General features: G+C 73.0%; 12 protein-coding genes. 11 read left to right on the top strand and 1 reads right to left on the bottom strand.

Annotation, left to right across the window (positions count from 1 at the left end; all coding sequences use genetic code 11):
- Positions 1-56: 56 nt before the first annotated feature.
- The 4 genes from ACGFNI_RS21960 to ACGFNI_RS21945 all read left to right on the top strand — a co-directional run bounded on the left by ACGFNI_RS21960 (position 57) and on the right by ACGFNI_RS21945 (position 4,406).
- Positions 57-1,601, top strand: a complete 1,545-nt coding sequence (locus ACGFNI_RS21960) for a hypothetical protein (RefSeq protein ID WP_393686148.1) — start codon at positions 57-59, stop codon at positions 1,599-1,601.
- On the top strand, positions 1,598-2,767 hold the full coding sequence (gene mycP, locus ACGFNI_RS21955) for a type VII secretion-associated serine protease mycosin (protein ID WP_393686146.1): 1,170 nt from the start codon (positions 1,598-1,600) through the stop codon (positions 2,765-2,767). The genes ACGFNI_RS21960 and mycP overlap by 4 nt, the downstream gene beginning before the upstream one ends.
- Before the next feature lie 53 nt (positions 2,768-2,820).
- Entirely contained in the window at positions 2,821-3,555 is a 735-nt protein-coding gene (locus tag ACGFNI_RS21950) for an SseB family protein (RefSeq protein WP_393686145.1), read from the top strand.
- A 113-nt stretch (positions 3,556-3,668) separates the two neighbouring features.
- Complete coding sequence (locus tag ACGFNI_RS21945; RefSeq protein WP_393686144.1) at positions 3,669-4,406, top strand: MIP family channel protein; 738 nt, start codon at positions 3,669-3,671, stop codon at positions 4,404-4,406.
- 72 nt (positions 4,407-4,478) lie between these two features.
- Here ACGFNI_RS21945 and ACGFNI_RS21940 read toward each other — a convergent pair whose 3' ends face one another.
- Entirely contained in the window at positions 4,479-4,862 is a 384-nt protein-coding gene (locus ACGFNI_RS21940) for a DUF1844 domain-containing protein (RefSeq protein WP_393686142.1), read from the bottom strand.
- Positions 4,863-5,168: 306 nt separating this feature from the next.
- Here ACGFNI_RS21940 and infC point away from each other — a divergent pair, with 306 nt between their 5' ends.
- The 7 genes from infC to pheT all read left to right on the top strand — a co-directional run bounded on the left by infC (position 5,169) and on the right by pheT (position 12,730).
- Positions 5,169-5,870 carry a translation initiation factor IF-3 gene (gene infC / locus ACGFNI_RS21935; protein WP_393686140.1) on the top strand — a complete coding sequence of 234 codons (702 nt, stop codon included), beginning with the start codon at positions 5,169-5,171 and terminating at the stop codon, positions 5,868-5,870.
- Positions 5,871-5,991: 121 nt separating this feature from the next.
- The gene (gene rpmI / locus ACGFNI_RS21930; protein WP_215182940.1) at positions 5,992-6,186 is read left to right on the top strand and encodes a 50S ribosomal protein L35; all 195 of its coding nucleotides are present in this window, start codon (positions 5,992-5,994) and stop codon (positions 6,184-6,186) included.
- A 103-nt stretch (positions 6,187-6,289) separates the two neighbouring features.
- Positions 6,290-6,673, top strand: coding sequence for a 50S ribosomal protein L20 (gene rplT / locus ACGFNI_RS21925; protein WP_030278319.1), 384 nt, complete (start codon positions 6,290-6,292; stop codon positions 6,671-6,673).
- 130 nt (positions 6,674-6,803) lie between these two features.
- Positions 6,804-7,658 carry a TrmH family RNA methyltransferase gene (locus tag ACGFNI_RS21920; protein ID WP_393686137.1) on the top strand — a complete coding sequence of 285 codons (855 nt, stop codon included), beginning with the start codon at positions 6,804-6,806 and terminating at the stop codon, positions 7,656-7,658.
- An 82-nt stretch (positions 7,659-7,740) separates the two neighbouring features.
- The gene (locus ACGFNI_RS21915; protein ID WP_393686135.1) at positions 7,741-8,889 is read left to right on the top strand and encodes an ATP-binding protein; all 1,149 of its coding nucleotides are present in this window, start codon (positions 7,741-7,743) and stop codon (positions 8,887-8,889) included.
- 191 nt (positions 8,890-9,080) lie between these two features.
- Complete coding sequence (pheS, locus tag ACGFNI_RS21910; protein ID WP_393686134.1) at positions 9,081-10,205, top strand: phenylalanine--tRNA ligase subunit alpha; 1,125 nt, start codon at positions 9,081-9,083, stop codon at positions 10,203-10,205.
- A complete protein-coding gene (gene pheT / locus ACGFNI_RS21905; protein WP_393686133.1) occupies positions 10,205-12,730 on the top strand; it encodes a phenylalanine--tRNA ligase subunit beta in 2,526 nt (841 codons plus the stop codon). Before pheS ends, pheT begins: the two co-directional genes overlap by 1 nt.
- The last annotated feature ends 45 nt before the right edge of the window (positions 12,731-12,775 follow it).

The raw sequence follows: 12,775 nt of genomic DNA, 5'->3' as shown, positions 1-12,775 counted from the left end.
CCAAGACTCCCGCGCAGCCGCAGCCGTCGGGCCAACAGGCCCCGCCCGCACCGCCCGTGGACACCGACGACGACCCGCGGACCGCGGTCCTGCGCAGGGTGCCGGCCGACGCCCCCGTCCCGTCGCTCGACCGGACCTCGGCCTCGGCGTCCGCCCCGGCCGCGGAACCGGCCCCTGTGCCCGCCCCGTCCGACGAGGAGCCGCAGCCCGGCGAGGGCTCGCGGACCGCGGTCCTGCGCACGGTGCCGTCCGACACTCCCGTGCCCTCGCTCGACCGGACCTCGGCCTCGGCGTCCGCCCCGGCCGCGGAACCGGCCCCTGTGCCCGCCCCGTCCGACGAGGAGCCGCAGCCCGGCAGCGAGTCACGCACCGCCGTCCTGCGCACGGTGCCGCCCGCCCCCGCCCCCGCCCCCGCCCCGGGACGGGCTCCCGCGACCGCCGCCGGCCGGGCCGCCGCCCCGCAGCCCGCAGCCGCGCCCGCCGGTACCCCGCCGCGCCCCGGGACGCCGCCTGCCGTGCCGCCACGCCCGGAGCGCGCGCCCGCCGTGCCCCCGGCCGCGCCGCCCGCCCGCAGGCCCGCGCCCTTCCGCGACACCGCCGCCTTCCACCTCGCCCGCAGCCAGGACCTGTGGACGGCCCGCACCGAGTCCGCCCGGAGCACCGGGAACGCCGACGGCACCGCCCCGTCGCGCACCCGCGCCGCGACGCCGCCCACCGGCGCACCCCCCGCACCCACCACCCCCCGCACCACAGGACTCCCAGGCCCCAGGACCCCGCTCCCGCCCGCCCACCTTCCCCCCGCCCCACCCCGCACCTCACTGCTCGTCCCGGCCCGCGGCCCCGCCCCGCGCGTGCTCGCCGCCGTGATCTGCCTGGTACTCGGCGTCGGCCTCATCGGCGGCGCGGTGGCCGGGAGTTGGCTCACCGACGACGCCGACACCCGCCCCACGGCCGAGGTCACCTTCGCCAAGGGCCGCGACGCCTGGCGCAACACCCCCGTCGACGCGCTCTTCCCGCGCACCGTCGACGGATTCGGCATCGGCCCCGGAGGCGCCGACCGCCGCTGGACCCGGATCGCCCTCGCCCCCGACAGCGGCTGCGCCGACGCCTACGACCCGCCGCTGGCCAAGGCGCTCGCCACGGCAGGCTGCACCCGCCTGCTGCGCGCCACCTACATAGACGCCACCCGCACCGACCTCATCACCGTCGGCGCCCAGGTCGCCAAGGCCGACCAGGACACCCTCAAGGCCCTGCACACCCGCTTCACCACCCAGGGCCTGGACCGGCGCGCGGGCCTGCTGCCCCGCACATACCCGGCCGACGGCACCCCCGCCGCGGACTTCGGGCCCGAACGGCGCGCCAGCTGGAGCATCCGCGTGCTCACCGACATACCGGTCATCGTCTTCGCCGTCTCCGGATTCGCCGACGGACGCACGGTCGACACCCCGCAGCCCGCCACCGCGGCCACCACGGCGGGCGCCACCACCGCCCCCGCCGAATCCGGCCTCGGTCACGACGCCAAGGACCTCGCCGACCGCATCGAGGCCACCTTCCGCAAGGCATCGGGCAGCGTCACCCGGACCACGGAGGCGTCGTCATGACCGGAGCCCTGCTGCGCGGCGCCGCCGTCGCGCTCGGCTCGGCCGCGCTGGCCGTGCTGCCCGCCGTACCGGCCCGCGCCGACGGCATCCGCGCCCAGGAATGGGCACTGGAGGCGATCCACGCCCAGGAGGCATGGCAGACCACCAAGGGCGACGGCATCACCGTCGCCGTCCTGGACACCGGCGTCGACGCGAGCCACCCCGACCTCAAGGGCCAGGTGCTGCCCGACCGCGACCTCGTCGGCTTCGGCGCGGCGCAAGGCGACCCGGCCTGGGCCACCCACGGCACCGGAATGGCCGGCATCATCGCAGGTCACGGCCATGGCCCCGGACGCGTCGACGGCGTGCTCGGCGTCGCACCGCAGGCCCGCATCCTGCCGGTGCGGGTGATCCTCGAAGACGACGACCCGCAGCGCAAACGCGCCCGCGCCGAACGCTCAGGGGCACTCGCCGACGGCATCCGCTACGCCGCCGACCATGGCGCCGACGTCATCAACCTCTCCCTCGGCGACGACAGCGCCTCCGCGCACCCCGAACCCCGCGAGGACGCCGCCATCCAGTACGCCCTGGGCAAGGGCGTACCGGTCGTCGCCTCCGCGGGCAACGGCGGCAAGGAGGGCAACCGCGCCTCCTACCCCGCCGCCTACCCCGGCGTCATCGCCGTGACCGCGGTCAACCGCTACGGAGTCAGGTCCAGGTTCTCGACGAAGCACTGGTACGCCGCCGTCTCAGGACCCGGCGAACAGGTCGTCACCGTCAACCCCGACCGCACCTACTACGAGGGCTGGGGCACCAGCGCCGCGGCTGCCTTCGTCTCCGGAAGCGTCGCGCTCATCCGCTCCGTCCACCCCGAACTCAGCCCGGCACAGATCAGGCAGCTGCTGATCGACACCGCGCAGGACCGCCCGGACGGAGGCCGCGACGACGAACGGGGCGCAGGTCTGGTCGACCCCGCAGCCGCCATCGAGGCAGGCGACGACATCGAGCCCACCGCCCAGAAACCGGCACCCGCCGCGCACGCCGAGCGCTACTTCGGCAACGGACCGGTCGCCGAGCCCGCGAAGACCGGCTCGGCCGGCTGGCTCCCCTGGAGCGCCGCCGCCGCGGGAGCGGGCCTGCTGGCCGCCGCCTTCGTGCTCTGGCGCGACCGCCACGGCCACCGCTGACCCGCGCACACCCGCCCCCGGCGGCGCCCGGCCCGGCGGCTAGGCTCACCCCCGTGGCGCAGAAGAACATTCCGGACCCCGGTTTCTCCGACGACGACGGCTCCGCCGACCCCGCCCTGGAGGCCGCGCTGGCCGCCTATGACGACGACCGGAGCACCGAACCCCGGCTCCTGGAGGCGCTGTCGGGCGCCCGCGTCCTGGTCCCGGTCGTCGCGGTGCTCGGCGAGAGCGAGACCGGACCCGACGGCCTGCGCCGCGAGAAGACCAGCGACATGGCCGTCCCCACCCTCCAGGCACCCGACGGCCGCCGCGCGCTGCCCGCCTTCACGTCGATGGACACCCTCAAGCGCTGGCGGCCCGACGCCAGGCCGGTGGCGGTGCCGCTCCAGCAGGCGCTGCTCGCCGCCTCGCACGAAAAGGCCGACACCGTCGTCGTCGACCTGGCGGGACCGGTGACCTACCAGCTCACCGGCGCCGCCCTGCGCGCACTCGCCGAAGGCAGGCAGAGCGCCGACCCGCGCACCGACCCCGCCGTCACCGACGCGCTGCGCACCCTGCTCGCCGCCGAGCCCGCCGTCCTCGTCGCCCACCTCGCACCGTCGGCCGAGACCGACGCGACCCTCGCGCTCGGCCTGGCGCCCGACGCCCCGACCGCCGAGGTCGCGCAGCGCCTGGCGCAGGCGCTGGCCACCGACGACGCCCTGCGCGCCCGGCTCGTACGCGGACTCGACCTGGCCCTGCTGCCGCCCGGCGCCGGTCCGGCGGAGGAGCCGTTCTACCGCCGCTGACCCGCCTCCCGGTTCTTCCTCCCGCCGCCGGGCTCCTCCTCGCCAACGGGCGCGTCGTGCTCCACGGGCCCACAATGCGAGAAGAGAGCAAGATCCACGCGAGGAGAGCCCACATGGAGACCACGGAGACCCGCACGGTCATATCCGAATTCCTCGGCACGCTGCTCCTGGTGTTCTTCGGCGTCGGCGCAGTGGTGCTGGCGGGCGAGTACATCGGCACCTTCGGCATCGCGCTGAGCTTCGGTTTCGTCATGCTGGCACTTGCCTACGCCCTCGGGCCGATCTCCGGGTGCCACATCAACCCGGCGGTGACGCTCGGCATGCTGCTGGCCCGCAGGATCGATATCCGTACGGCTGTCGAGTACTGGATCTCCCAGGTGCTGGGCGGCATCGTGGGCGCCGCCCTGCTCTTCCTGGTGGCCAAGCAGATCCCGGGCCTGCAGACCCACGAGTCCTTCGGCAGCAATGGCTGGGGGGACCGCTCGGCCGTCCACCTCAACACCGGCGGCGCCTTCGTCACCGAACTGGTGCTGACCTTCCTCTTCGTCTTCGTCGTGCTGGCGGTGACGCACAAGGTGGCGGTGATCGGCTTCGACGGCCTGCCGATCGGCCTGGCGCTGGCCACCGTCCACCTCGTCGGCATCCCGCTGACCGGTACGTCCGTGAACCCCGCGCGCAGCATCGGCCCCGCGCTCTTCGCCGGCGGCGCCGCGATCACCCAGCTGTGGATGTTCATCGTGGCCCCGCTGCTCGGCGGCGCCCTGGCGGCCGTGGTGCACCAGTTCACCCACCCGTCCCATGAGCCGCGGCTGATCGCCGACGAGGTCGCGGCGAAGGAGCACACGCCCTGACGGCGGCACCCCGGAACGCAGCGGGCCCCGGCCGGTTCACCCCGGCCGGGGCCCGCTGCGTCTTTCGCCCGATCAGCCGTAGACGGGACCGGTGAACTTCTCGCCGGGGCCCTGGCCCGGCTCGTCCGGGACGACCGACGCCTCGCGGAAGGCCAGCTGGAGCGACTTCAGTCCGTCCCGCAGCGGCGCCGCGTGGTACGAGCCGATCTCGGTGGCGCTGGCCGTCACCAGGCCGGCCAGCGCGTGGATGAGCTTGCGCGCCTCGTCCAGGTCCTTGTGCGTCTCGCCCTCCTCGGCGAGGCCGAGGTTGACCGCGGCCGAGCTCATCAGGTGGACCGCCACCGTCGTGATCACCTCGACCGCCGGCACGTCCGCGATGTCACGGGTCATCGCGTCGAAGTCCGGATTCGCCGGGTCGGGGGTGCCGGGCTGCTGCTGCGGAGTCTGGTCGCTCATGTCGTGGGACTTCTCTTCCTGCTGAGGGGATCGCGTCCACCCTATGACCCGCGCGGCACGGCCCTTTCCCCGGCCGGGAAGGGGAGCGGACGCACGAGTGGGTCCGTACCCCTTGACTCGTGTATTCTGGTGTTCCGACCGGCCGGACACTCATGTGACCGGCCCGCAAGTGGAGGCTCCGATCTCCCACCCGACCGACCTCACGGTTGGCGGGTCACGGTCCGGCTGCGCCCCGCGGAGACCTTCGCGGCGGTGCTCCTGATCCATTCACGGAGCCCCGCCTGTGTCCCGTCCGGGGCGTTTTTCATGTACCGGCGCGGTAGGTCACACCGAAAAAGACGTTACGCGGCAGTCCGCCAGGCCGTCGCGTGGTGCTACCGAGGAGGATCCATCAGCGCCGAGCCCCGCATCAACGACCGGATTCGCGTCCCTGAGGTGCGACTCGTCGGTCCCAGCGGCGAGCAGGTCGGCATTGTGCCGCTTGCGAAGGCCCTGGAGCTTGCGCAGGAGTACGACCTCGACCTCGTCGAGGTGGCCGCGAACGCACGTCCGCCGGTCTGCAAGCTCATGGACTACGGAAAGTTCAAGTACGAGTCGGCCATGAAGGCCCGTGAGGCGCGCAAGAACCAGGCGCACACGGTCATCAAGGAGATGAAGCTCCGGCCGAAGATCGACCCGCACGACTACGACACCAAAAAGGGTCACGTCGTTCGGTTCCTCAAGCAGGGTGACAAGGTCAAGATCACGATCATGTTCCGTGGTCGCGAGCAGTCCCGCCCCGAGCTGGGCTTCCGGCTGCTGCAGCGGCTCGCGTCCGACGTGGAGGACCTCGGCTTCATCGAGTCGAATCCGAAGCAGGACGGCCGAAACATGATCATGGTCCTCGGTCCGCACAAGAAGAAGACCGAGGCGATGGCCGAGGCCCGCGAGGCGCAGGCCGCCCGCAAGGCGGAGCGCCAGGGTGGGGTTCCCTCCGAGGAGTCCCACGAGGAGCCCGCCGAGGCGTGATTCCCGGGCGTGAGCCCCGGACCTGCGCCGGGGCGCCCGCCCCGGACACCAACCGAAACATTCTGACGCTCCCGGGCCGGCCCGGCCGGTGGGGGCGCCACTGACGAGGAGAGAACGGCGCATGCCGAAGAACAAGACCCACAGCGGTTCCAAGAAGCGCTTCAAGATCACCGGCTCCGGCAAGGTGCTCCGCGAGCGCGCCGGCAAGCGCCACCTGCTCGAGCACAAGTCGTCCCGTCTGACGCGTCGCCTCACCGGCAACGCCGAGATGGCCCCGGGCGACGCCGCGAAGATCAAGAAGCTTCTCGGCAAGTGAGTCGTCGCGCCCCTCATCGCAGGCGGCGCGCGATCAGGACCGGGACTAAATCGAACCGGGCCGTGTGACGAACAACCACGGCCCCGCTACAAGGAGTTAACAAGTGGCACGCGTCAAGCGGGCGGTCAACGCCCACAAGAAGCGCCGGGCGATCCTCGAGCAGGCCAGCGGCTACCGCGGTCAGCGCTCGCGCCTGTACCGCAAGGCCAAGGAGCAGGTCACCCACTCCTTCGTCTACAACTACAACGACCGCAAGAAGCGCAAGGGCGACTTCCGTCAGCTGTGGATCCAGCGCATCAACGCCGCTGCCCGCGCCAACGGCATGACCTACAACCGCTTCATCCAGGGTCTGAAGGCCGCCAGCATCGAGGTGGACCGCAAGATCCTCGCGGACCTCGCCGTCAACGACGAGAACGCGTTCGCCGCGCTCGTCGAGGTCGCCCAGAAGGCGCTCCCGAGCGACGTCAACGCTCCGAAGGCCGCCTGAACACCGGCCTGACGCACGTGGTGAAGCGGACCCGCAGGCCCCGGCCTGCGGGTCCGCCGCCGTTTACCGGACCGGCGGCGCCACACCCGCCGCCCGCCCCGCACCGTACGAAAGAAGCGAGCCGCCGCCCATGGGCACCCCCGAGCTGATCTCCCCGCGTTCCCCGCGCGTCGCCGCCGCCAGGCGGCTGGCCCGCCGCGCCTTCCGCGGCAAGGAACGCCGGTTCATCGCCGAGGGCCCGCAGGCCGTACGGGAGGCCATCGCCCACCGCGTCGGCGGCGAGCCCACCCTCGTCGAGCTGTTCGCCACCGTCGAGGCCGCCGAGCGGCACGCCGAGATCATCGCCGCCGCGCACGCCGCGGGGGTCCGCGTCCACCACGCCGACGACCGGACCGTCGCCGACATCTCCCAGACGGTCACCCCGCAGGGCCTGCTCGGCGTCTGCCGGTTCCTGGACACGCCGTTCGACGACATCCTCGCCGCCCGGCCGCAGCTGATCGCGGTGCTCGCCAACGTCCGCGACCCCGGGAACGCCGGCACCGTCCTGCGCTGCGCCGACGCAGCGGGCGCCGACGCGGTGGTGCTCACCGACGCGTCCGTCGACCTCTACAACCCCAAGTCCGTGCGCGCATCGGTCGGTTCGCTCTTCCATCTGCCGGTGGCCGTCGGCGTGCCGGTGGAGCGGGTGATGGCGGGGCTGCGCGGCGCCGGTGCGCGGCTGCTGGCCGCCGACGGCGCGGGCGAGCGGGATCTCGACGCCGAACTCGACGCCGGCGCGATGAGCGGCCCCACCGCCTGGATCTTCGGCAACGAGGCGTGGGGCCTGCCGGAGGAGACCCGGGCCCTGGCGGACGCCGTGGTGCGGGTGCCCATCCACGGCAAGGCCGAGAGCCTCAACCTCGCGACGGCCGCCGCGGTCTGCCTCTATGCCTCGGCCCGCGCCCAGCGCACGGCCGGCGGCTGCCGCGGCGCGTCACCCGCCTGAGGGGTGTCCGGCGGATCGCCCCGGCACCTACGGCCGTTGCTAGTAGGGTGACGTGCCCGGGGCCCGGAGGGGGAAACAGGGGATGAGCGTGAGGACTTCCGGTGCTGCCGCCGCTGCGGACATCCGCCCGCAGGACCACGATTCCGCGTCGGCCGCGGCCCGTCCCGACCACACCGCGGCAGACCTCGGCCTCGGCCCCGACGACCTGCCCGACGGCCTCGTCGTCGCCGACGAGGACGGCCGCGTCATCTGCTTCAACACCGCCGCCGCCAGGATCACCGGCACCGACCCGCAGGACGCGCTCGGCCGGCCCCTGGACCAGGCGCTGCCGCTCCAGGACGTCGAGGGCCGCCGCTGGTGGCAGCTCACCGACCCTTACGGCGGCCTCGCCATCCGCCGCGGCCAGCCGGAGCGCAATCTGCTGCTGGGCGGCCGGGAGGTCCTGGTCTCGGCGCGCTACGTCCGCAGCGTCCCGACGGGCCCTGTCCGACGGCTGATCGTCGCGCTGCGCGGCACCGAGGCCAGGCGCCGTACGGAGCTGAGCCACGCCGAGCTGATCGCCACTGTCGCGCACGAACTGCGCTCGCCGCTGACCTCCGTCAAGGGGTTCACCGCCACCCTGCTCCAGAAGTGGGAGCGCTTCACCGACGACCAGAAGCGGCTGATGCTGGAGACTGTCGACGCCGACGCCAACCGCGTCACCCGGCTGATCGCCGAGCTGCTGGACATCTCGCGCATCGACTCCGGGCGTCTTGAGGTGCGGCGGCAGCGGGTCGACATGATCGCGGCGGTGCGCCGGCACGTCCAGGCGCAGACCACGGCGGGCCAGGCCCCGGAACGCTTCATGATCCGGCTCCGCGAACCGCTGCCCGATCTGTGGGCGGACCCGGACAAGGTGGACCAGGTGCTGGGCAACCTCCTGGAAAACGCGGTGCGGCACGGCGCGGGAACCGTCACCATCGAGGTCACAGCCGCAGGACGGGCGAGCCACACGGAAGGAACCGCGGTCACGGTGAGCGACGAGGGCACCGGCATCCCCGAGGAGTCGATGAGCCGCGTCTTCACCCGCTTCTGGCGGGGCAGCAAGCGCGGCGGCACCGGCCTCGGCCTGTACATCGTCAAGGGCATCGTCGAGGCGCACGGCGGGACGATCACCGTCGGCCGGGCCCCTGCGGGCGGCGCCGAATTCCGCTTTATCCTGCCCGTCGCGACTCCGGCCTTCATGGCGTAGGAGATCACGGCGGGCACCCCGGGCCGGGGCTCGGAACAGCCCTGTCGGCCCCTCCCCTTAGACTTGCCCTTTGGCACCTTTGGCGCACAGGCATCGCGGGCACAGCGCGGGCTCGGATCCGAGGTTTGTGATCAGAAGAGCCGAGGCGAAGCGAGCCAAGCCAAGCCAGACCACCGGAAGCACGGGAAGAGATGTCCGCACCCAATAAGTCGTACGACCCTGTCGAGGTCGAAGCCCTGAAACCGGAAGAGATCACCCGGCGGACGGACGAGGCGCTCGACGCCATCGCCGCCGCGGCCGATCTGGAGGCGTTGCGCGAGGTGAAGGCCGCGCACGCGGGCGACCGTTCGCCGCTCGCGCTGGCCAACCGCGAGATCGGCGCACTGCCCCCGCACGCCAAGGCGGACGCCGGCAAGCGCGTCGGCCAGGCCCGCGGCCGGGTGAACCAGGCGCTCAAGGTCCGCCAGGAGGAGCTGGAGGCGGAGCGCGACGCGCGCGTGCTCGTCGAGGAGGCGGTGGACGTCACGCTGCCCTACGACCGGCAGCCCTCCGGCGCCCGGCACCCGCTGACCACCTTCATGGAGCGGGTCGCCGACGTCTTCGTGGCGATGGGCTACGAGGTGGCCGAAGGCCCCGAGGTCGAGGCCGAGTGGTTCAACTTCGACGCGCTCAACTTCGTGCCCGACCACCCCGCGCGCCAGATGCAGGACACCTTCTTCGTCCAGGGTGAGGGCACCAAGGACGACGAGTCCGGTGTCGTGCTGCGCACCCACACCTCGCCGGTCCAGGCCCGTACGCTCGTCGACCGCGAGCCGCCGGTGTACGTCGTCTGCCCGGGGCGGGTCTACCGCACCGACGAGCTGGACGCCACGCACTCGCCGGTCTTCCACCAGATCGAGCTGCTCGCCGTCGACGAGGGCCTGACCATGGCGGACCTCAAGGGCACCCTCGACCACATGGTCCAGGCGCTCTTCGGGCCCGGCATGACGACCCGGCTGCGGCCGAACTACTTCCCGTTCACCGAGCCGTCCGCCGAGATGGACATGGTCTGCTACGTCTGCCGTGGCGCGTCCGTGGGCAACCCCGACCGGCCCTGCCGTACCTGCTCCAGCGAAGGCTGGATCGAGTTGGGCGGCTGCGGAATGGTCAACCCCAAGGTGCTGATCGCCTGTGGCGTGGACCCCGAGAAGTACAGCGGGTTCGCGTTCGGGTTCGGTATCGACCGGATGCTGATGTTCCGGCACAACGTGGAAGACATGCGCGACATGTTCGAGGGCGACGTCCGGTTCACCCGGCCGTTCGGGATGGAGATCTGATGCGTGTCCCGCTTTCCTGGCTGCGGGAGTACGTCGACCTGCCGACGACCGAGTCCGGCCGTGACGTACAGGCCAAGCTCATCGCGGTCGGCCTGGAGGTCGAGACCGTCGAGCGGCTCGGCGAAGGACTGAAGGGCCCGCTCGTCGTCGGTCAGGTGCTGACCATCGAGGAGCTGGAGGGCTTCAAGAAGCCGATCCGCTTCTGCACCGTCGCCGTCGGCGACGCCAACGGCACCGGTGAGCCGCAGGAGATCGTCTGCGGCGCCCGCAACTTCGCGGTCGGCGACAAGGTCGTCGTGGTGCTCCCCGGCGCCGTGCTGCCCGGCGACTTCAAGATCGCCGCGCGTAAGACGTACGGCAAGAAGTCGCACGGCATGATCTGCTCGGGCGACGAGCTGGGCATGGGCGACGACGGTACCGGCGGCATCATCGTGCTGCCCCCGGAGACCGAGGTCGGCACCGACGCCATCGAGCTGCTCCAGCTCGTCGACGAGGTGCTGGACATCGCCGTCACCCCGGACCGCGGCTACTGCCTGTCGATGCGCGGCGTCGCCCGCGAGACCGCCACCGCCTACGGCCTGCCGCTGCGCGACCCGGCGCTGCTCGACGTGCCGCCGCCGAACTCCTTCGGCTACACCGTCCAGGTCGCCGACCCGCTGGGCTGCAGCCGCTTCACCGCCCGTACGGTCACCGGCCTGAACCCCGAGGCACGCTCCCCGATCTGGCTGCAGCGCCGCCTGCAGAAGGCCGGGATGCGTCCGGTCTCGCTCGCCGTCGACATCACCAATTACGTGATGCTCGAACTGGGCCAGCCGCTGCACGCCTACGACCGCTCCACCGTCGACGGGCCGATCGGCGTCCGCCGTGCCACCGGCGGCGAGCAGCTGACGACCCTCGACGGCACCAAGCGGGTGCTGGACACCGAGGACCTCGTCATCACCGACAACCGCGGCCCCATCGGTCTCGCGGGTGTCATGGGCGGCGCCAACACCGAGATCGCGGGCGGCACCACCGACCCGGAGACCGGTGAGGTGCACGGCACCACCGACGTCGTGATCGAGGCCGCGCACTTCGACGCGCTCTCCATCGCCCGTACGGCCCGCCGCCACAAGCTGTCGTCGGAGGCGTCCCGGCGCTTCGAGCGCGGTGTGGACCCGGCCGCGGCGTCGGCCGCCGCACAGCGGACCGCCGACCTCCTGGTGCTGCTCGCCGGCGGCACCGCCGAGGCCGGCGTCACCGAGATCGTCTCGCCCAGCGGGCCGCGCACGATCACCATCTCCGCCGATCACCCGGACAAGGTCGCCGGCGTCGGCTACGGCCGGGAGACCGTCGTCCGCCGCCTCCAGCAGGTCGGCTGCGACGTCTACGGGCAGGACGAGCTGGTCGTCACGGTGCCGTCCTGGCGGCCCGACCTGAGCGAGCCGAACGACCTGGCCGAAGAGGTCATCCGGCTGGAGGGCTACGAAAACCTGCCCTCCACCCTCCCGCTGCCGCCCGCAGGCCGCGGCCTGACCGAGCGTCAGCGGCTGCACCGCAGGGTCGGCAGGGCGCTGGCAGGTGCGGGCTACGTCGAGGCCCTGAACTACCCGTTCACCGGCTCCGCCGTGCTCGACCAGCTCGGCATCGCGCCGGACGACCCGCGGCGCAACACCGTCACCCTCGTCAACCCGCTCTCCGACGAGGAGCCCGATCTGCGCACGACGCTGATCCCGGGCCTGCTCGGCGCGCTGCGGCGGAACGACGGCCGGGGCACGCACGATCTCGCCCTCTTCGAGACCGGCCAGGTCTTCAGGCCGACCGGCGACGAGAAGCCGGCCGTCCGGCTGCCCGTCGACCGCCGGCCGACCGACGAGGAGATCGCCGGGCTGAACGCCTCGCTCCCGCAGCAGCCGCGGCGCGTCGCCGTGGTGCTCGCCGGGGCCCGCGAGCAGGCCGGCTGGTGGGGCAAGGGCCGCCCGTCGACCTGGGCGGACGCCGTCGAGGCCGGGCGCACGGTCGCCCGCGAGGCCGGAGTCGAGCTGACCGTCCGCCAGGACCAGCAGGCGCCCTGGCACCCGGGCCGCTGCGCCGCGCTGCTCGCGCAGATCGACGGCGAGGAGGTGCTGGTCGGCAACGCCGGTGAGCTGCACCCGCGGGTCATCAAGACGCTGGGGCTGCCGGAGCGCACCTGCGCGATGGAGATCGACCTGGACCGCGTCGAGCGGGCGGCCGAAGGCCCGCTGCGCGCACCGCGGATCTCCACTTTCCCGGTCGCCACCCAGGACGTCGCGCTCATCGTGGACGACACGGTGCCGGCCGCCGACGTGGAGGCGGCGCTGCGGGCGGGCGCGGGTGAACTCCTGGAGTCGCTGCGGCTGTTCGACGTGTTCAGCGGCGAGCAGGTCGGCGCGGGCAAGAAGTCGCTCGCCTACGCGCTGCGCTTCCGTGCGGCCGACCGCACGCTGACCGCGGACGAGGCGTCGGCGGCCCGTGACGCGGCGGTCGCCGCGGCGGCGGAGCACACCGGAGCGGCCCTGCGCGGCTGACGGCAGGCCCGCGGCCGGCGACGGCACGGAGTGAGGGCGCGCACC

This window comes from Streptomyces sp. NPDC048644 (assembly GCF_043199105.1).
In the GTDB taxonomy this organism is placed as follows: Bacteria; Actinomycetota; Actinomycetes; order Streptomycetales; family Streptomycetaceae; genus Streptomyces.
This window is presented reverse-complemented; position numbering and strand designations above follow the sequence as displayed.